Consider the following 18654-nt stretch of genomic DNA (forward strand, 5'->3'; position numbering starts at 1 on the left):
CCACTCGATCTTCTGGCCCAACATGTCCCCCGACGGCGGCGACAAGCCCGTCGGGGACCTGGCCGCCGCCATCGACGAGTTCTTCGGCTCCTTCGACGGCTTCCGCGCCCACTTCACCGCCAACGCCCTCGGCATCCAGGGCTCCGGCTGGTCCATCCTCGCCTGGGACTCCGTCGGCCAGCGCCTGGTGATCGTGCAGCTGTACGACCAGCAGGGCAACGTCCCGGTGACCCTCGTGCCGGTGCTCATGCTCGACATGTGGGAGCACGCGTTCTACCTGGACTACAAGAACGTCAAGCCCGACTACGTCAAGGCCTGGTGGAACATCGTCAACTGGGCCGACGTCGCCGCCCGCTTCGAGGCCGCCCGCACCAAGACCTCCGGGCTGGTCGTCCCCGCCTGACGCACCTCCCCTCCGTGATCATGGGCGTCCGCCACCCCGCGAGGGTGGCGGACGCCCATGATCACGCCGGTGGCCGGGCGGGAGGTCGGACGGCGACCACGAGGGCGGTCGCGATGGCCGCGACGCCCTCGCCCCGACCGGTGAGCCCCAGGGCGTCCGTGGTGGTGCCCGACACGGAGACGGGGGCGCCGCAGGCGCGGGAGAGCGCCTCCTCGGCCTCGGCGCGACGGGTGCCGATCTTGGGGCGGTTGCCGACCACCTGGACCGCCACGTTGCCGATCTCGTAGCCGGCCTCGCGCACGCGGCGCGCGGCCTCGGCCAGCAGGGCCACTCCCGCAGCACCCGCCCACTGCGGCTCGGCGGTGCCGAAGTGGGCGCCGAGGTCGCCGATGGCGGCGGCGGAGAAGAGCGCGTCGCAGGCCGCGTGGGCGGCGACGTCGGCGTCGGAGTGGCCCTCGAGGCCGCGCTCGCCCGGCCAGTCGAGGCCGGCGACGCGCAGCGGACGCCCTGAGCCGTCCGGCGCGAAGGCGTGCACGTCCACGCCGACCCCCACCCGGGGCAGGTCCCCGAGCTGGCGGGCGCTCACGAGAGGGCTCCGGCGCTGCGCTGCTGGGCCAGGACCGCTGTGGCGAGCGCCAGGTCGAGAGGACGGGTCACCTTGAAGGCCTCCTCGCGGCCGGGGACGACGAGCACGGGGGTGCCGAGCAGCTCGACCAGTGACGCGTCGTCGGTGGCGGCCAGGGCCGCCGGCAGGCCGTGCTCGACCGCTGCGGCGTGAGCCCGCTCGACGACGTCGCGCCGGAACCCCTGCGGGGTCTGCACCAGCCGCAGCGCCGCCCTGTCGAGGGGCCCTCCGCGGGGCACCCCCTCGACGTCGACGGCGCGGACGGTGTCGCTGACGGCGACTCCGGGCACCACCGCCGGAGCGCCCGCGCGCACGGCGCGCTCCACCGCCGCGACCTGCTCGGGCGGCGTGAGGCAGCGGGCGGCGTCGTGGACGAGCACCACGTCGACGTCGGGGGGGAGGGCGGCGAGGCCCGCCGCGACCGAGGAGCGGCGGTCCGCGCCGCCGGCGACGGCGCGCAGCACGACGCCCCCGGCCCCGGGGAGCCCGGAGACGAGGGCGGTCGACTCGTCCTGGCGCCCGTCGGGCACCACCAGGACCAGCTGTTCGCACACCCCGGCGCGCAGGACGCGCTCGGCGGCGTGGACGAGCAGCGGCCGTCCGTCGAGGACGACGAACGCCTTCGGTGACCCCGCCGCCAGCCGGGTGCCGGACCCGGCGGCGACGAGGACGCAGCCCGTGCTCAGCTGGCGAGGACCTCGTCCAGGAGGGCCTCGGCGCGGGACTCCTCGGTCTTCTCCGCGAGCGCGAGCTCGGAGACGAGGATCTGGCGCGCCTTGGCGAGCATGCGCTTCTCGCCGGCGGACAGGCCGCGGTCCTGGTCGCGGCGGTAGAGGTCGCGCACGACCTCGGCCACCTTGATGACGTCGCCGGAGGCGAGCTTCTCGAGGTTGGCCTTGTAGCGGCGCGACCAGTTGGTCGGCTCCTCGGTGTACGGCTGGCGCAGCACCCCGAAGACCCTGTCGACACCGGCGCGGTCGACCACGTCGCGGACGCCGACGAGGTCGCAGTTCTCCGCCGGCACCTCGATGGTCAGGTCGCCCTGGGCGACCTTGAGGCGGAGGTAGACCTTGTCCTCGCCGCGGATCGTGCGGTTCTTGATCTCTTCGATGAGGGCGGCCCCGTGGTGGGGGTAGACGACCGTCTCGCCGACCTTGAATGCCATCAGCAGATCCCCTTTCGCGACCTCGATCCTACCACGGCGAGCGCGTGCTCCGGCAGTCCGATGACCTCGTTCCCGCAGGTCAGGGCCGTGCGGGTGGTCTTGGGGGCGGGAGGCGCTCCCCGCCTGCAGGCTTGACAGGGCCGCCACCGGCGTGCTGGGCCGGGCGCGTCCCCGCCGCGCCGGTAGGCTCCGCGGCGTGCACCTGACACGACGCGCCCTGGCCGCGAGCGCGCTGGCGCTGGCCTCCCTGACCGCCGCCACCGGCTGCACCTACACCAACGCGCAGCAGACGGCCGAGAGCTACGCCCCCGGAGCGGCGGCCGCGGTCACGCTAGGCACGGTGCACGTGGCCGGCCTGTTCGTGGCGACCGACGACGAGGGCCTCGCCTCCCTGGTCGCCAGGATCGTCAACTCCGGTGACGACGCGGTGGACGTGCAGATCGACGGCACCGGCGACGCGTCCTCGCTGTCGGGCACCTTCGCCGTCCAGCCGGCCACCACCTACGACGTCGGCCCGGCCGGCGAGCAGCAGGTGCAGTCGTCCTCCTTCGGCACGCCGGCCGGCCAGGTCGTCACCATGCGCGTCAGCGCCGGGGGCGACACCCAGGAGCTCGCGGTGCCGGTGCTCGACGGCACCCTCGAGCAGTACGCCCAGTACGTGCCCACCCCCACCCCGACCTCCTCGCCGACGCCCCTGGTCACCGGGTCGCCGTCGGCCACCGGCACCCGCACGGGCTCGCCGTCGGCCTCCGGCACGTCGGCGCGCAGCGCCACGGGCGCGCCCGAGGGCGACAGCAGCGAGACCGCCAGCGGCTCGCCCTCGGACGGCTGAGGGCCGCCGGCGGAGCCCTGCCGGGCACCGCCGGGACCGAGACCCGGGACCGAGGCCCCGGGCGCCGTCAGGCGCTCGGGGCCTCGACCTTGTAGCCCAGCCCGCGCACGGTGACGAGGAAGCGCGGGTCGGAGGGGTCCTCCTCGACCTTGGCGCGCAGGCGCTTGACGTGGACGTCGAGGGTCTTGGTGTCCCCCACGTAGTCCGAGCCCCAGACCCTGTCGATGAGCTGGCCTCGGGTCAGCACGCGCCCGGCGTTGCGCAGCAGCAGCTCGAGCAGCTCGAACTCCTTGAGCGGCAGCCGGACGGCCTCCCCGCGCACGGTCACCACGTGGCGGTCCACGTCCATGCGCACCGGTCCGACCTCCACGGCGGAGGGCAGCAGGTCCTCCGGCTCGCTGCGGCGGCGCAGGACCGCGCGCACCCGGGCCAGGAGCTCCCGGGCGGAGTAGGGCTTGGTGACGTAGTCGTCGGCGCCGAGCTCGAGGCCCACCACCACGTCGACCTCGGAGTCCTTGGCCGTCAGCATGATCACCGGCACGGCGCTGCGCACGCGCAGCTGCCGGCACACCTCGGTGCCCGGCACGCCCGGGAGCATGAGGTCCAGCAGCACGAGGTCGGCGCCGCCCCTGTCGAAGGCGGCCAGCGCCGACGGGCCGTCGGCGGCCACCTCGACCTCGTAGCCCTCCCGCCGCAGCAGGTAGGACAGCGGGTCGCTGAACGACTCCTCGTCCTCGACCAGCAGCACCCTCGTCATCCTGAGAACTCCTCCTGCTCGGTGTCGGCCTCCGCCGGGGCGGAGCGCCGCGCGGGCGCCTGCGGCACCCTCAGCGTGAACGTGGAGCCCTGGCCCTCCTGGCTCCACAGCTGCACGTCCCCGCCGTGACCGGCGACCACGTGCTTGACGATGCTCAGCCCCAGGCCGGTGCCACCGGTCTGGCGGGAGCGCGCGGGGTCGACGCGGTAGAACCGCTCGAAGATGCGCTCCCGGTCGGCCGGTGCGATGCCGATCCCCTGGTCGGTGACCGAGACCTCCACGGAGTCGGTGGACTCGTCCACCCGCACGCCCACCGCCACCCGGGTGCCGGCGTCGGAGTAGCGGATGGCGTTGTCCACGAGGTTGCGCACGGCGGTGGTCAGCAGCTCGGCGTCCCCGACCACCTCCGCGCCGGTCTCCGGGCCGACCTCCAGGCCGATGCCCCGCGAGCTCGCGGTGGTGCTGCAGCGGTCCACCGCCTCCGCCACCACGTCGTCCACGTCCACGCGCTCCGCCGCGGCGAGGGGCTCGCCGTCCTGCAGCCTCGACAGCTCCACCACGTCGTGCACGAGGACCGCCAGGCGGCGCGCCTCCACGGCCATGCGGGCCGAGAAGCGGCGCACGGCCTCGGGGTCGTCAGCGGCGTCGGCCATGGCCTCGGCCAGCACCGACATCGCGCCCACGGGGGTCTTCAGCTCGTGCCCGACGTTGACCACGAAGTCGCGGCGGACCTGCTCCAGGCGACGCGCCTCGGTGCGGTCGCTGCCGAGGACCACCACGTGGAGGAGGCCCAGAGGCGCCACGCGCACCGACAGCGCGCGCCGCGCGGTGCCGCCGGCGGGCACCTGCAGGTCGACGTCCACCTCGCGCACCTCGCCGTCGGCGCGCACGGAGCGCACGGCGGCGAGCACGTCGGGGTCGACCACGGCGCCGCGGCGCACGAGGCCCACGGCGTGCGCTGCCGGCGAGGCGCGCACCACGCCGTCGGAGACGTCCAGGACCACCGCCGGCCCGCCGAGGACGGCGAGCAGCTCGGGGACGCCGGCGGGCACGTCGCTCGGACCCGGGGGCGGCACCTGGGCGACCCGGACGTCGTCGCGGCGGACGGCGAGGGCGACCAGGCAGCCCACGACCAGCCCCAGCAGGGCGGCCGCCACGACGGAGGCCTGCACGTCCGCCAGCGTAGGGCCGTGCGGGTGGTCCGGAGGGCGCCGGAGGGCGGCGCAGGGCCGGGCGGGTGGCTGGTTGGCCCGCTGTTCACCAGACCACCTGGCGCCGTTCACCGCGCCGCGCCAGTCTCGACGGGTCACACCCGCGCGCGGCTGCGCCGGGGAGTCCCCACCGTCAGGAGAGCACACCCGTGCGCGACCTCTTCCACTCCGAGCTCGACCAGCTCGCCGAGCGCCTGCAGGAGATGTGCGGCCTCGTCGGCGCGGCCATGGGCAGCGCCACCCGCGCGCTCCTCGCCGCCGACCTGCGCCTGGCCGAGAGCGTCATCGCCGCCGACGTCCAGATCGACGAGGCCCAGCGCGAGCTGGACGAGCGCGCCGTCGCGATCCTGGCGCGCCAGGCACCGGTCGCCACCGACCTGCGCGTGGTGGTCGCGTCCCTGCGCATGAGCTCCAGCCTCGAGCGCATGGGCGACCTCGCCCGCCACATCGCCCTGCTGGCGCGCCTGCGCTACCCGCACACCGCCATCCCGGGCGACCTCGAGCTGGTCTTCGCGGAGATGGGCGCCACCGCGCAGCGCATCGCCTCCAAGGCCGGGCGCGTCATCGCCACCCGCGACCTGGCGCTGGCCGCCGAGCTGGCCAAGGACGACGACGCCCTGGACGACCTGCACCGCCAGGTCTTCGCGGCCGTCTCCAGCGATGGCTGGAGCGCCTCCCCGGAGACCACCGCCGACGTCACGCTCGCGAGCCGCTTCTTCGAGCGCTACGGCGACCACGCCGTCTCCCTCGCCAAGCGCATCACCTACCTGGTGACCGGCGACGTCGACGGTCCGCTCGACCCGGCGGTCTCCGCCGGCTGAGGCGGCGCGCAGCACGAGGGCCCCTGGACTCCGCGTCCAGGGGCCCTCTGCGCGCCCGGGCTCAGCGGCCCTGGTTGGCGACGGCGGCGGCGGCGGTCGCCGCGGCCTCCGGGTCGAGGTAGCGGCCGCCGGGGGTGGTGGGACGCAGGTCCTCGTCGAGGTCGTACAGCAGCGGGATGCCGGTGGGGATGTTCAGGCCGGCGATGTCGGCGTCGGAGATGCCGTCGAGGTGCTTGACCAGCGCGCGCAGCGAGTTGCCGTGGGCGGCCAGCAGGACCGTCCTGCCGGCCCGCAGGTCGGGCACCACGGACTCGTGCCAGTACGGCAGCATCCGGTCCACGACGTCCGCGAGGCACTCGGTGAGCGGGGCGTCAGCGCCGAGGTCCGCGTAGCGCGGGTCGGCGTCCTGGCTGAACTCGCTGCCGCGCTCGATCGGCGGCGGCGGCACGTCGTAGGAGCGCCGCCAGGTCATGAACTGCTCCTCGCCGAACTCGGCGAGGGTCTGCTTCTTGTCCTTGCCCTGCAGGGCGCCGTAGTGGCGCTCGTTGAGGCGCCAGCTGCGGCGCACCGGGATCCAGTGGCGGTCGGCGGCGTCCAGGGCCAGGTGCGCGGTGGTGATGGCGCGGCGCAGCAGGGAGGTGTGGACGACGTCGGGCAGCAGGCCCGACTCGGCCAGCAGCTCTCCGCCGCGCGCGGCCTCGGCGCGGCCCTTCTCCGACAGCGGGACGTCGACCCACCCCGTGAAGAGGTTCAGGGCGTTCCACTCGCTCTCGCCGTGGCGCAGCAGCAGCAGGGTGCTCATGGGCGCGACCCTAGCCGGGGTCGCCCGGCCCCGGCCCGCACCGGTACCGGGCGGTCCTCGTCCGGGTCAGGCGCTCGCGCGGCGGCGGCGGTCCAGCGCCGCGGAGTAGCTGCGCAGCACGCCCTCGGCGCTGGCGCCCCACCCGAAGCGCTCGGCGTGGGCCCGCGCGCCGGCCGCCAGCCGCTGCCGCTCGCCGGGGTCGGCGGCCAGGCGCTGCAGCGCCGCGGCCCACGCGCGCGGGTCGTGGCCGTCCACGAGCACCCCGGAGGCGCCGTCGGAGACCGCCGTCACCAGGCCGCCCACGCGCGCCGCCACCACGGGGGTGCCGCAGGCCTGGGCCTCCAGGGCCACCAGCCCGAAGGACTCGTTGTGGCTCGGCACCGCCACGAGGTCGGCGGCGCGGAACCACTGCGGCAGCCGGTCGCGGGAGGCGGGCGGCTCGAACCGCACGACGTCGGGCACACCCGGCACGCCGGCGAGGCCGAGGTGGCGGGCCAGGCCCTCGAGGTCCTGGGCGTGGCCGCCGACGCCGGAGCGGCCGCCCACGACGGCCACCACCAGCCGGTGGCGCAGGGCGGCTCCCTCGCGGCGCAGCAGCTCGGCCGCGGCGCGCAGGAGCACGTCGGGCGCCTTCAGCGGCTGCACCCGCCCGGCGAAGACCAGCACGAGCGCCTCGGGCGGCAGGCCGAGCAGCGCTCGCGCAGCACCCCGGCCGCGGTCGGCGCCCGGGCCGGGCGAGAACCGGCGGAGGTCCACGCCCGGCGGCACCACGTCCACCCGCCCGGGCGCGGCACCGTAGCGCTCGACCAGGTCGCGGGCCTCGTCGTCGGTGTTGGCGATCAGCCGGTCGGCGGCGGCCACCACCTGCTCCTCGCCGAGGACGCGGGAGGCGGGCTCGGGGAGGTCGCCAGCGGCGAGGTGCGCGTTCTTGACCTTCGCCAGCGTGTGCGAGGAGTGCACCAGGGGGACGCCCCACCGGTCGGCGGCGAGGTCGGCCACCTGCCCCGACAGCCAGTAGTGGGAGTGCACGAGGTCGTACCAGCCGGCCTCGTGGCGGGCCTCGGTGCGCAGCACCCCGGCGGCGAAGGTGCACATCTGCGCCGGGAGGTCCTCCTTGGCCAGGCCCTCGAACGGCCCGGCCGGCACGTGGCGGACCAGCACCCCCGGGGCCAGCTCGACCTCGGGCGGGGCCGCCGAGGAGCGGGCGCGGGTGAACACCTCCACCTGCGTGCCGCGGCGGGCCAGCTCGCACGCCAGCTCCACCACGTAGACGTTCAGGCCGCCCGCGTCGCCGGTGCCGGGCTGGTCCAGGGGCGAGGTGTGCATGCTGACCATCGCCACGCGCCGCGGCGGTCCGCCCGCCGCGGCGCGGTGGCGGCTGCGGCGGGAGGGCACGCGGCGACGGTACCCACGCGCGGCGGGCTCCCCCAACCCGTCGCGCCCGACCGGGCCACACCCGCCCGGCCGCACCACCCGCAGGACCCGCGCCGCGCGGCCCGCCTGGCAGCATGCGGGCGCGTGCCCCCGCCCCGCCCGCCGCAGCGCCCCGTGGGCCGGCCGACGCGCGGCACCACGGGCACCAACCGCCTGCGGCGCCTCGACCGCTGGCTGACCGGGCCCGGGGCCGCGCTGCTGCGCGCCGCGGACGACCCCCTCGTCGTCGACCTCGGGTACGGCGCCTCGCACACCACCACGGCGGAGATGGCCGCTCGCCTGCGGGTGGTCCGGCCCGACGTCGAGGTGGTCGGGCTCGAGATCGACCCGGAGCGCGTGCGGGCGGCCGCCGAGGGCCTGCAGCGGGCCGGGCTGGGGGGCACGGGCGTGCGCTTCGCGCTGGGAGGCTTCGAGCTGGGCGCTCCGGAGGTGCTGGGCGGGAGGCGCCCGGTGGTGGTCCGCGCGGCCAACGTGCTGCGGCAGTACCCGGTCGCGGAGGTCGGGCCGGCCTGGCGGCTCGTCGCGTCGCGGCTCGCCCCGGGGGGCCTGCTGCTGGACGCCACCTGCGACGAGGTCGGGCGCCGGGTCGCGGTGGTCGTCGTCGGCGACGACGGCGAGCCGCGCGAGCTGGTGCTCTCGCTGCGCCTCGCGGGCCTGGAGCGCCCGGGCGTCGTGGCGGAGCGGCTGCCCAAGGCGCTCATCGAGAGGAACGTTCCGGGCGAGCCGGTGCACGCGTGGCTGGCCGCCCTCGACGACGCCTGGGCGCGCGAGGCTCCGCTCGCGGTGTTCGGGGCGCGCCAGCGCTTCGCGGCGGCGTGCGCCCGGGTGCGGGCGGAGGGCTGGCCGGTGCTGGGGCGCCCGGGGCGCTGGCCCCTGGGCGAGGTGGCCGTCGCCGCCGGGGCCGTGGGCCTGTAGGTCAGGCGGTGGGCCGCCGGCTCACCAGCCGCCGTAGGGGCCGTTGGAGGTGCGGCCGCCGGGACCCTGCACGGAGCGCAGTGCGGGGAGCACGCTGACCAGGAAGATCGCGGCGATGGCGACGGCGATGATCGACAGGAAGCCCAGCGGGTTCTGGAACGACACGAAGCCGATGGCCGCGCCGACCGCGGTCAGCGTCACCCAGAGCACCTTGGTCTGCTTCCCGGCCGCCGGGTAGGCGTCCTTGCGGAACCTGATGGCCTGGACCAGCGCCCAGACCTCCAGACCGAGCGCGGCGATGCCGAGCACGAGGAGGATGAAGCCCTGACCGGAGGCGATGAGGTCCACCCCGCGATCGTAGGCGGAAGCCGCAGCGGGCCTACCCGGCCGCGCGCGTGTCGAGGACGATCGTGACCGGACCGTCGTTGACCAGCTCCACCGCCATGTCGGCCCCGAAGACGCCGGTGCCCACGCGCAGCCCCCGCTCGCGCAGGTCGGCCACCACGGCCTCGACCAGCGGCTCGGCGACGTCGCCGCGGGCGGCGCCGGCCCAGGTCGGGCGCCGGCCCTTGCGGGTGTCGGCGAGCAGCGTGAACTGGCTGACCACGATGACGGGGGCGCCGGCGTCGAGCGCGGACAGCTCCCCGCGCAGCACCCGCAGGTCGGCCACCTTCCGGGCCACCTGGGCGGCGTCGTCGGGCCCGTCGTCCACCGAGACCCCCACGAGCACGACGAGCCCGGGGCCGTCGAGGGCGGCGACCTCCCGCCCGTCCACCACCACGCGCCCCGAGGAGGCGCGCTGGACGACCGCCCTCACCGGACGCCCACCGGCCCCGTCACGGGAGGCCCTCGGGCAGCGCGCGCGCCGCCGGCGGTGCCGCGGCGGGCAGCGGGTCGGGGAGGACGGCGCGCACCGCCCCGACCGGGCGGCCGTGCCCGAGGACCGGGACCCGGCCGACCTCGTCCAGCACCGGGGCCTCGACGCCGAGCAGCCGCAGCACAGCGGCCATGACGACCGGCCGGGGCCTGTCGGAGCCGTCGAGCACCTTCAGCGCCGCGCCCCGGCCGTCGGCCAGGCCGACCGCGTACACGCCGTCGGCGCCGTCCTTGGCGACCAGGCCGGGGACTCCGGCCATGAGGGCGGTGACGTCGCGGCCCTCGCCGCCGACCATCTCCGGGTGGCTGCTCATGGCCCGGGCGACCGCCGCCTCGGCGCTGCCGGGGGCCCGCTGCGGCGCCGCGGCGATGCGGCCGAAGGCCCGCGCCAGGCCGGACAGGGGCAGGGAGTGCAGCGGCGCTCCGCACCCGTCCACGGTGGTCAGGTTGTGGGCGCTCGAGCCAAGGTCCGCGACCGTCGCCCGCACCTGGCGCTGCAGCGGGTGGCCGACGTCGAGGTAGCTGCCGGTGTCCCAGCCGGCGGCGACGCACGCGGCGAGCATGGCCGCGTGCTTGCCGGAGCAGTTCTGCGCGAGCGGCTGGGGCCCGTTGCCGGCCGCTCGCCACGCGGCGGCGGCCGCGGGGGCGTACGGGAGGTCGGGGGTGTTCCGCAGCGCCGACGGCGTCCGACCTGCGCTGGCGAGGAGCTCCAGGACGCCGTCGAGGTGGCGCTGCTCGCCGTTGTGGCTGGAGCACGCCAGCGCCAGGAGGCGGCGCGAGCGGTCGTCGTCGCCGGCGAGGTCCAGCCCGGCCTGCAGCGCCGCGACCGCCTGCAGCGGCTTGAGGCTCGACCGCGGCCAGACCCGCGCGTGCGGGTCGCCCAGGCCGGCGACGGCCTCGCCGTCGGGCCCGGTCACCGCCAGGTGGCCCAGGTGCACCGACTCGACGAGCGGGCCGCGCACCACGGCCGCGAGCGGCGCCGCGAGCCCGGCGAGCGAGAGGTCCAGCGGCGGGGTCACCCGGGCAGCATCGCGGATCCGGCCCGCGGCGGTGACGGCGGGCCGTCCGTGGTGGAGAGTTCGGGGGTGGGGCGCGCGGGATCACAGCGGGTGGCGGGGTCCGTCCTCGCGGCCTGCGCCGTGGCCGCCGGGACGGCCGCCGTGGCGCTGCTGCCGCAGGCGCGGGCGGTCGACGTGCTCTCCGTCGTGCAGCTGGCCGGCGTCGCGGGGGTGCTCGCGGGGCTCGTGCGCAACCGCCCGGCCCGTCCGGTGGTCTGGCTGGTGCTGCTGGGGGCCGCGGTGCTCTACGGCGCCGCCTGGTGGGCCGTCGTGCTGGACGCCGGGGCGGCCGTGGTGGCGCTCGCCTGCACCGGAGCCTTCCTGGCCCTCGGCCGCGTGGTGGTCCTCGTCGGCCGCCAGCGCGAGCAGGACGCCGCCGTGGACGCCGTGGACGTCGCCCTCCTGGCGATCGCGGCGGCCTCCTCGTCGCTGACGCTCGTGGCCGTCCTCCCCAGCGGCTCGCGCGGTGCGGGACTCACCGCCGACGCCTGGCTCGCCGCCCAGGCCGCCGGGGTGGTGGTGGTGGCCGCCGCCGCCGCGTGGGCCGTGGTCACCGGCAGGCTGCGCTCCACCTCGGTCCGGCTGCTGCTGGTGGTGGCCGCGGGCCTGCTGGTGTGGCACCTGGCCACGATCGCCGCCGCCCTCGGCGGCGGCTACGCGCCCGGCTCGGCGGCCGACGCCTCGCTCGTGGTGGCCTGGTCGGCCTTCGTCGCCGCCGCGTGGCACCCTTCGATGCGGGCGCTCGGGCGGCCCGTCGCCCCCTCGGGGCGGCGCTTCCCCGCCACGCTGGCGGTGCTCGGCGCCGGGGTGACGCTGGTGGTGCTGCCGGGGCTGTCCCGGTGGAGCGCGGCCGCGGAGCCCACGCCGGTGCTCCTGGCGGCCTCCGCGGCCACGGTCGCGCTCCTCGTGCTGCGCCAGTGGCTGTCGGCGCGCAGCGTCCGCCGCAGCGGCGGGGTCGACCCGCTGACGGGCCTCGGCACCCGCCGCTCGCTCCTGCAGGCCCTGGCCGGCCGCCTCGCCGACCCGGCGAGCCCGCCGGCGCTGCTGTGCGTGGTGGACCTCGAGGCCTTCGCCGACGTCAACGCCACCCGCGGGCACGCCGCCGGCGACCTGGCGCTGGCGGGTGTCGCCCAGCGCCTGGCCGAGGCGGCGCCGCCCGGGTCGCGCACGTACCGCACCAGCGGCGACGGCTTCGCGGTCCTCGCCCCCGCCGAGGGCACCGCGGACCAGCCGGGCGCGGACGCGGCGACCGGCCCCGGCGACGCAGCCCCCGGCGGCACCCCGAACGGCACCCCCGCCGAGGCGGGGGGCACGCCCTCCTCGACCGCGCAGGGGCTCCTGGCGGCGCTGTCGCTGCCGTTCGAGGTCCCCGGCGGCCAGGTGCGGCTGCGCGGGCGCGTCGGGGAGGTCCTGCTCCCGGGCCGGCCCGACGACGACCCCGACGACGCCGCGGCCGTGGCCATGGCCGCCACCGCGCAGCTGGGCGACGCCGAGCTGGCGCTGGCCGAGGCGGTGCGGCGACGGGTGCCCGCGCTGCGCGCGACGCCGCACCTGCTCGCCGTCCGCCACGACGAGCGGGCCCTGGCGGCGCGCCTGCCCGCGGCGCTGGCCGGAGGGGAGGTGGTGCCCCACTACCAGCCGATCGTCACGCTGGGCGCCACCTGCGCCGACGACCGCGTCTCGGGCCACGAGGCGCTGGCCCGCTGGCAGCACCCGGGGCGGGGGACCCTCGGCGCCGACCGGCTGGTGCCGCTGGCCGAGCGGCTGGGCGTGGTCCGCGACGTCGACGAGGCCGTGCTGCGGCTGGCCCTGCTGGAGTGCTCGCGGTGGCGCTCGACCGCGGACCCCGAGCTGCGCGTCTCGGTCAACGCCTCGGCGAGCACGCTGCTGCGCCCGGACCTGTCCTACGCGGTGCTCGACGCGCTCGTGCGCGCCGGGCTCCCGGGCACCGCGCTGGTGCTGGAGATCACCGAGGGGTCGTGGCTGTCCGACCGCGAGCGCATCGCCGAGCGGCTCGGCGTGCTGCGCGAGCACGGGGTGCGGGTGGCGGTGGACGACTTCGGGACCGGGTACGCCTCGCTGGACTACCTGGTGAGCTTCCCCGTCGACTCGCTCAAGGTGGACCGCTCGCTGGTGCGCCGGATCGAGGAGCCGGCGTGCGCGCGCCTGCTGGGCGGCGTCGTGGACATCGCGCGGGACCTCGGCGTGCTGGCCCTGGCGGAGGGGGTCGACACCCCGGAGCAGGTGGAGCTGGCCCGGCGCCTGGGCTTCGGCGCCGTGCAGGGCCACGCCGTGGGCGTCGCGGTGCCGCGTCCGCTGTCCGCCGAGCCGCCGCTGGCGGAGACGGCCTCCTGAGGCGGTGCCCGCCCCGGTGGTGGCCCGCAGCGGCGCCGCGCGGTGCTGGTGGCGTGGTCCTCAGCCGAGGCGCAGGCGCCGGCCGAGCTCCTCGGTGAGGCGGCTCTCCACCTGCTGGACCCGGCGGCGCGTGGTGGACAGGCGCTGCTCGATGCCGCGCAGGTGGTCGATGGCGTCGGCGAGAGCGGGGTCGGACAGCTCCGACGGTGCGCTGGTGCGCACGTCGGCCACGGCCAGCTCCGCCTCGCGGCGGTGCTCGCCGATGCGGCTCGGCTCCACCGACAGGAACCTGCCGATGCCGCGGGTGCTGCGCGTGTCGTCCGCGAGGATGCGCGACAGCGCCTCGGCGAGCTCGGCGTCGCTGCGGGCCGAGCCGCGTCCCGGCGACGGCCGCTCGCCGGTGCGGTGGGCGCGTTCTGCCTCGAGGAGGTCGAGGCGGCCCTGCAGGAGGCGCCGGACGTAGGAGAGGTCGGCCTCCTCCTGCTGCGCGTCGTCGCGGCGGGCGCGCAGCAGCGCCTCGTCGAGCTCGGCCAGGTCGTCGCAGAACGCCGGGTCGAGGACGTGGTCGAGCCGACGGCGCCCGCCAGGCCGGTAGTCCAGCGTCATGCACCGAGAGTAGCCGCGTGGCACGTCAGGAGGACGGGGTTCGCAGCGGCGCGCCCCGGGCGACGCGCCGGAGCCCCGGGAGGGGGCCACGGCCGCGCCGCGTGTCACCGCTGGTGCGGCACCCGCGGGGCGCACCATTCCGGGATGACACCGCGGCAGCGTGGCCCCGGAGCTGAACCGGGCGACCTCTTCCTCGACCCCACCCTCCCCGACCCCGACCGGGTGGCCGTCTCGTGCGGCTCCTGGACGGGTGAGGCCACCCACGTCTGGACCGGTGTCGGCTGGGCCAGGCTCCTCACCAGCCCCGTGCGGCTCGTGCCGGGCGCAGCGGCGCCCGACGCCGGCGCCCAGGGCCCGTCCGACGAGGGCGTCGTGGTGGAGCTGCCCCGCCTGGCGTCCTGACGGCGCTCCCCGCGCGAGACCGACCGGGCGGACAGGCGCGGGTGGAGCTGCTGGGTCGAGCTGGCCACGTCGAGGACCCACAGGAGGTCTCCTTCGACCTGGCCGAAGGTGCGCTTGCCGGCGGTGTAGTCGCTCGCGCCCGCGGTGCGGACCACCGCGTCGGTGACCATCTCGACGCGCGTGCCGACGATGCGTCCGACCAGCACCTCCACCACACCCGTGGGGTGCGCGAGCAGCAGCTCGACGTCGACTCCGGGCTTCCCGGGCGAGGACTGCTCCGCGGACGTGCGCCAGTACCCGGTCTCGGTGTCGAGCGCGTCCGTGCGCCGGCCCTCCGCGTCGAGGCGCCACACGCGGGACGTCCACGCGAGGAAGCCGCGCTCGTCCGCGACGACGTCGACCTCCTGGCCGACCTGGGTCTCACCGGTCTCCGGGCTGGCCATCACCCCGGCGCCCGCCCAGCGGCCGACCAGCCACTGCAGCGGGACGAGGGAGGCGGGCAGGGAGCCGTCGATCTCGAGGGGCATCGGCGCGGACCCGCTCAGCGCTGGCCCTTGAAGAGGCGGAAGACCACGTAGAAGGAGAACCAGATGATCACGATGCTGCTCAGGACGAGCAGGCACAGGTAGAAGATCTCCAGGGCCTCGGTGCTCACCCGTGGAGACTACCGGCGGCGCGGCGCGCCGCCGTCCGCAGGAGGTGCCTGCGCCGCGCGTCGGGGTGCGATCTGCGACACGTCCGCCCTCCCGGACCCGACGTCCCGGACTCAGAGTCAGTGCCTGCTTACTCTCAGCGAGTAGGTGGCAGCTGACGCGCAGAGCGGGGGTGGCGGACGTGGACGTCGTGGTGGTGGCAGGCACCTGGGCGCTGGGATCGGTGGTGGTGAGCCTCGTGGTGGGCGCCGTCGTCTCCCGCGCTGACCGCCACGCCGGGCCCGTGCGCAGCGAGCAGCGGACGGCGCCGTCGCCCAGGCCGGTCCCGGTCCTGGTGCTGCCCGCTCCCCGCACGTCCGTGGAGCAGGCCGCCCACAGCGCCTCCTGAGCCCGCCGGCATCGTCCCGGTCCCTCAGGGGGCGGGACGTCGGGGTGCCGCCAGCTGCGGCCGTGCGTGCGCCGGGGCGGTGTCGGGGTCGACGACGACCTCCTGCGCGGCCGCCACGCCGTCCACCGACAGGCGGGCGTCGACGGGGGTGCTGCGCTTGACCAGCGCCAGGGCGACCGGGCCGAGCTCGTGGTGGCGCACGGAGCTCGTCAGGTGCCCGACCGGGCGACCGCGCTCGACGTCGACCACCTCCGCCCCCGGGGGCGGCAGCGCCGCCCCGGAGCCGTCCAGGTGCAGCACCACGAGGCGCCGCGGCGGACGGCCGAGGTTGTGGACCTTGGCGACCGTCTCCTGGCCGCGGTAGCACCCCTTGGACAGGTGCACGCCCGTGCGGAGCCAGTCGACCTCGTGCGGGATGGTCCGCTCGTCGGTCTCCGCGCCCAGGCGCGGGCGCCAGGCGGCCACGCGCAGCGCCTCGGAGGCCCAGGTGCCGGCCAGGGGCCGGTCACCCACCGCCGCGACGAGCTCGGCGCGCGGCACGAGGACCTCGCGCCACGGGCGGTCCGCACCCGGGTGGTCGGCGTCGGCGGGGCCGTACCGGGTGGAGGCCGGCGACGTGCGCGGCCACGGGTCCACCCACGCCAGCGGCTCCCCCGGCAGCGACTCGCGGCCCACCGGCTCGCCGAGCACGGCCCACTCGTCCGTGGCGTCGGCGACCTCCACGCGCAGCATGAAGCGCATCGAGTCCAGCCACGCCGCGGCCGGCGCGCCCTCCCCCGGCTCGAGCACCAGCCAGGTCGACCCGCCGTCGTCGACGACGTGCAGCGCGTGCTCGACGCGCCCCTCGGGGCTCAGCAGGAGCGACTCCACCGACGTCCGCGGCGGCAGGTCGAGCAGCCGCTGGGAGGTCAGCGAGTCGAGCCAGCGCAGCCGGTCTGGCCCGGAGACGCGCACCACGCTGCGGTGGGACAGGTCGACGACGGCGAGCCCCTGCTCGAGCAGGCGCTGCTCCCGGACCGGGTCTCCGTAGTGCCAGGCCACGCCCGCGTCGACGCCCTCGGCCTCCACGGCTCCGGGGCGGTCCAGCAGGGGGCTGCGTCGGGTGCTGCTCACACCCCGTGCAGCGCTGCGCGCGGGCCGCTGCTTCCCGCCCTCGTCGTCGCCGCCGTCGTCGTCACCCTCGTCGTCACGGGCCGACGTCCGCGACGGTGGTGAGGAAGGGCGGGAAGTCGTCGGCGAGGGCGACCCGCTCGAACAGCTCCGCGGCCTCGCGGGCGCGCGCCGCGGCGGCGTCGTCCCCGGCGGTCGCCACGAGCCCGTCGAGGACGCCGGCCAGCACGGAGCGGACGCGCTCGGCGGTCACCGGCTCGCCGTCCTCGGTGGCGACCCCCGCGCGCACCCACTGCCACACCTGCGACCTGCTGATCTCCGCGGTGGCGGCGTCCTCCATGAGGCCGTCGATGGCGACGGCGCCGCGGCCGTCGAGCCACGCGGCGAGGTAGCGCACGCCCACCGAGACGTTGGTGGCCAGACCCGCCGACGTCACCCGCCCGGCGGCCTCGGGCAGGTCGAGCAGCAGCTCGGCGCTGACCTCGGGCCGCTCGTCGGCGTGGGCGGACAGCTGGTTCGGCGCCTCGCCGAGCACGGCGTCGAAGGCCGCGCGGCCGGTGTCCACGAGGTCGGGGTGGGCCACCCAGGACCCGTCGAACCCGTCGCCGGCCTCGCGCTCCTTGTCGGCGGCCACGGCGGCCAGGGCGCGGGCGGCGGCCTCGGCGTCCTTGCGGCTGGGCACGGCGGCCGCCATGCCGCCGATGGCGTGCGCCCCGCGGCGGTGGCAGGTGCGGACCAGCGCCCGGGCGTAGGCGCGCATGAAGGGGGTGGTCATGGTGAGCGCCGAGCGGTCGGGGAGCACGAAGCCCTCCCCGGCGTCGCGGAAGGTCTTGATGGTGCTGAACAGGTAGTCCCACCGGCCCGCGTTCAGGCCCGTGGCGTGCGGGGCCAGCGCGTGCAGCACCTCCTCCATCTCGAAGGCGGCCGTGATGGTCTCGACCAGCACCGTCACGCGGACGGTGCCCTCGGGCAGGCCGAGGTGCGCCTCGGCGTCAGCGAGGACGTCGTGCCACAGCGAGGCCTCCGAGGCGTGCTCCAGCTTGGGCAGGTACAGGTAGGGGCCGGAGCCGCGGGCGAGCAGCTCGACGGCGTTCCCGTCGAGGAAGAGGGCGGCGTCGAGGATCCCTCCCGAGACCGGCTCGCCGTCCACCAGCACGTGCGCCTCGTCCATGTGCCAGCCGCGCGGGCGCACCACGAGGGTGGCCAGGCGGCCCTGCTCCGGCAGGGACCACGCCGACCCGTCCCTGGCGGTCCCCGCGAGGGTCCTGCGCACCACGTCCCGCAGGACCACCTGCGAGCCCACCACGTTGCGCCAGTGGGGGGTGGAGGAGTCCTCGAGGTCGGCCATCCACACCCGGGCGCCGGAGGTCAGGGCGTTGAAGGCCATCCGCGGCTCGGCGGGGCCGGTGATCTCCACGCGCCGGTCGGTGAGGTCGGCCGGGGCCGGCGGCAGCCGCCAGTCGCCGTCGCGGACGGCGGACGTGGCCGGGTCCAGGGCCAGGGAGCCGGCGGACGAGGCGGCGCGGCGCAGCTCCTCGCGCTGCGCGAGGAGCTCNNGACCAGGGCCAGCGCCGAGGGCGTCAGGACCTCGGCAGCACGCGGGTGCGGCGACCCGCCGTGCTCGACGTGGACGCCGGCGGGCGGGTCCGCGGACTCGCCCGGGACGGGACGGGAGGGGGCGTCGGCGCTGCTCGGGGCCACCCGCGGACGCTACCGCCCGGTGGTCCTCGGCGGGACGGCCGCGCTGGAGCGGGCGGGCGCCGGGTTCTGGCGCGCCGAGGGGTCGAGGGCCATCTGCACGAGCCGGACGACGACGAACGCCGCCAGCACCACCAGGAGGAGAGGCAGGAGGTCCACGCCTCGACGGTCGCAGACGCGGGACCCTCCGGCCCGGCGACACGCCGGGGCCGCGGGCGGCCGGCCCCGGTTCGCCGGGGGCCCGCGGTGCGGGCGGGCGCGGGGCGTCAGCCGAGCAGCACGGGGCCGAGCAGGCCCACGACGGCGCCGGCAGCCGCCACGGGGGCGGCGGCGCGCCCCAGCGAGGGCAGCGCGCGCGAGGCGGGCGCCAGGGGCGCGAGCACCAGCGCTACCAGCGCCACCACGGCGCCCACCACCGCGCCGGACGGCTTCACCATGCGCGACCTCGTCTCCTACAACGAGAAGCACAACGAGGCCAACGGCGAGGGCGGCCGCGACGGCGAGAGCCACAACCGCTCCTGGAACTGCGGGGTGGAGGGCGAG

At 77.1% G+C, this 18654-nt stretch carries 22 protein-coding genes; 6 read left to right on the forward strand and 16 right to left on the reverse strand.

Annotated elements, in window-relative coordinates; genetic code table 11:
• A partial coding sequence (locus FHN55_RS21425) for a superoxide dismutase (RefSeq protein WP_139714445.1) occupies window positions 1–403 on the forward strand: 403 nt, incomplete at its 5' end.
• Window positions 404–464: 61 nt separating this feature from the next.
• Here FHN55_RS21425 and ispF read toward each other — a convergent pair.
• From ispF to FHN55_RS21440, 3 genes are read right to left on the reverse strand one after another with little or no spacing between them, the layout of a single operon-like run.
• Window positions 465–989, reverse strand: a complete 525-nt coding sequence (gene ispF, locus FHN55_RS21430; RefSeq protein ID WP_139714446.1) for a 2-C-methyl-D-erythritol 2,4-cyclodiphosphate synthase — start codon at window positions 987–989, stop codon at window positions 465–467.
• Window positions 986–1714 (reverse strand): 2-C-methyl-D-erythritol 4-phosphate cytidylyltransferase, encoded by a 729-nt coding sequence (ispD, locus tag FHN55_RS21435; RefSeq protein WP_139714447.1) that lies wholly within the window; start codon window positions 1712–1714, stop codon window positions 986–988. The genes ispF and ispD overlap by 4 nt, the downstream gene beginning before the upstream one ends.
• Window positions 1711–2193 (reverse strand): CarD family transcriptional regulator, encoded by a 483-nt coding sequence (locus FHN55_RS21440; RefSeq protein ID WP_139714448.1) that lies wholly within the window; start codon window positions 2191–2193, stop codon window positions 1711–1713. The genes ispD and FHN55_RS21440 overlap by 4 nt, the downstream gene beginning before the upstream one ends.
• Window positions 2194–2389: 196 nt before the next feature.
• Between FHN55_RS21440 and FHN55_RS21445 the strand changes: the two genes are divergently transcribed.
• Window positions 2390–3025 carry a hypothetical protein gene (locus FHN55_RS21445; protein ID WP_139714449.1) on the forward strand — a complete coding sequence of 212 codons (636 nt, stop codon included), beginning with the start codon at window positions 2390–2392 and terminating at the stop codon, window positions 3023–3025.
• 67 nt (window positions 3026–3092) lie between these two features.
• On the opposite strand, the gene FHN55_RS21450 is transcribed toward FHN55_RS21445, so the two are convergent.
• The gene (locus FHN55_RS21450) at window positions 3093–3782 is read right to left on the reverse strand and encodes a response regulator transcription factor (RefSeq protein ID WP_139714450.1); all 690 of its coding nucleotides are present in this window, start codon (window positions 3780–3782) and stop codon (window positions 3093–3095) included.
• Entirely contained in the window at window positions 3779–4954 is a 1176-nt protein-coding gene (locus FHN55_RS21455; RefSeq protein ID WP_257571188.1) for a cell wall metabolism sensor histidine kinase WalK, read from the reverse strand. Before FHN55_RS21455 ends, FHN55_RS21450 begins: the two co-directional genes overlap by 4 nt.
• A 188-nt stretch (window positions 4955–5142) precedes the next feature.
• Here FHN55_RS21455 and phoU point away from each other — a divergent pair, with 188 nt between their 5' ends.
• Window positions 5143–5814, forward strand: coding sequence for a phosphate signaling complex protein PhoU (phoU, locus tag FHN55_RS21460; protein ID WP_139714451.1), 672 nt, complete (start codon window positions 5143–5145; stop codon window positions 5812–5814).
• Between the two features lie 61 nt (window positions 5815–5875).
• On the opposite strand, the gene FHN55_RS21465 is transcribed toward phoU, so the two are convergent.
• Window positions 5876–6616, reverse strand: a complete 741-nt coding sequence (locus FHN55_RS21465; RefSeq protein ID WP_139714452.1) for a phosphoglyceromutase — start codon at window positions 6614–6616, stop codon at window positions 5876–5878.
• A 66-nt stretch (window positions 6617–6682) separates the two neighbouring features.
• On the reverse strand, window positions 6683–7951 hold the full coding sequence (gene mshA, locus FHN55_RS21470; RefSeq protein WP_139714460.1) for a D-inositol-3-phosphate glycosyltransferase: 1269 nt from the start codon (window positions 7949–7951) through the stop codon (window positions 6683–6685).
• Between the two features lie 183 nt (window positions 7952–8134).
• Here mshA and FHN55_RS21475 point away from each other — a divergent pair, with 183 nt between their 5' ends.
• On the forward strand, window positions 8135–8965 hold the full coding sequence (locus FHN55_RS21475; RefSeq protein WP_180358003.1) for a class I SAM-dependent methyltransferase: 831 nt from the start codon (window positions 8135–8137) through the stop codon (window positions 8963–8965).
• A gap of 21 nt (window positions 8966–8986) precedes the next feature.
• Here FHN55_RS21475 and FHN55_RS21480 read toward each other — a convergent pair whose 3' ends face one another.
• Genes FHN55_RS21480 through FHN55_RS21490 form a run of 3 tightly spaced genes read right to left on the reverse strand, consistent with a single transcriptional unit; the run spans window position 8987 to window position 10860 of the window.
• Window positions 8987–9313: a DUF2516 family protein gene (locus FHN55_RS21480; protein WP_139714453.1), complete on the reverse strand. Its 327-nt coding sequence runs from the start codon at window positions 9311–9313 to the stop codon at window positions 8987–8989.
• A gap of 31 nt (window positions 9314–9344) precedes the next feature.
• Complete coding sequence (gene dtd, locus FHN55_RS21485) at window positions 9345–9782, reverse strand: D-aminoacyl-tRNA deacylase (RefSeq protein WP_139714454.1); 438 nt, start codon at window positions 9780–9782, stop codon at window positions 9345–9347.
• 19 nt (window positions 9783–9801) lie between these two features.
• On the reverse strand, window positions 9802–10860 hold the full coding sequence (locus FHN55_RS21490; protein WP_218974910.1) for an asparaginase: 1059 nt from the start codon (window positions 10858–10860) through the stop codon (window positions 9802–9804).
• A 90-nt stretch (window positions 10861–10950) separates the two neighbouring features.
• On the opposite strand from FHN55_RS21490, the gene FHN55_RS21495 reads away from it, so the two are divergent.
• Window positions 10951–13254: a GGDEF domain-containing phosphodiesterase gene (locus FHN55_RS21495; protein ID WP_139714455.1), complete on the forward strand. Its 2304-nt coding sequence runs from the start codon at window positions 10951–10953 to the stop codon at window positions 13252–13254.
• 60 nt (window positions 13255–13314) lie between these two features.
• On the opposite strand, the gene FHN55_RS23980 is transcribed toward FHN55_RS21495, so the two are convergent.
• The gene (locus FHN55_RS23980) at window positions 13315–13860 is read right to left on the reverse strand and encodes an aerial mycelium formation protein (protein ID WP_139714456.1); all 546 of its coding nucleotides are present in this window, start codon (window positions 13858–13860) and stop codon (window positions 13315–13317) included.
• A 104-nt stretch (window positions 13861–13964) separates the two neighbouring features.
• Window positions 13965–14789 carry an FABP family protein gene (locus FHN55_RS21505; protein WP_139714457.1) on the reverse strand — a complete coding sequence of 275 codons (825 nt, stop codon included), beginning with the start codon at window positions 14787–14789 and terminating at the stop codon, window positions 13965–13967.
• A gap of 298 nt (window positions 14790–15087) precedes the next feature.
• Here FHN55_RS21505 and FHN55_RS22975 point away from each other — a divergent pair, with 298 nt between their 5' ends.
• Window positions 15088–15303, forward strand: a complete 216-nt coding sequence (locus FHN55_RS22975) for a hypothetical protein (protein WP_218974911.1) — start codon at window positions 15088–15090, stop codon at window positions 15301–15303.
• Window positions 15304–15327: 24 nt separating this feature from the next.
• Here FHN55_RS22975 and FHN55_RS21510 read toward each other — a convergent pair whose 3' ends face one another.
• The 4 genes from FHN55_RS21510 to FHN55_RS22985 form a co-directional block, all read right to left on the reverse strand.
• Window positions 15328–16416, reverse strand: a complete 1089-nt coding sequence (locus FHN55_RS21510; RefSeq protein WP_139714458.1) for a folate-binding protein YgfZ — start codon at window positions 16414–16416, stop codon at window positions 15328–15330.
• Window positions 16417–16489: 73 nt separating this feature from the next.
• A partial coding sequence (gene aceB, locus FHN55_RS21515; RefSeq protein WP_257571189.1) for a malate synthase A occupies window positions 16490–17968 on the reverse strand: 1479 nt, incomplete at its 5' end.
• Window positions 17969–18123: 155 nt separating this feature from the next.
• On the reverse strand, window positions 18124–18270 hold the full coding sequence (locus FHN55_RS22980) for a hypothetical protein (RefSeq protein WP_180358005.1): 147 nt from the start codon (window positions 18268–18270) through the stop codon (window positions 18124–18126).
• Between the two features lie 107 nt (window positions 18271–18377).
• Window positions 18378–18548: a hypothetical protein gene (locus FHN55_RS22985; protein ID WP_180358002.1), complete on the reverse strand. Its 171-nt coding sequence runs from the start codon at window positions 18546–18548 to the stop codon at window positions 18378–18380.
• Between the last annotated feature and the right edge of the window lie 106 nt (window positions 18549–18654).

The organism is Streptomyces sp. NP160 (genome assembly GCF_006335115.1).
Lineage (GTDB): Bacteria > Actinomycetota > Actinomycetes > Actinomycetales > Quadrisphaeraceae > Quadrisphaera.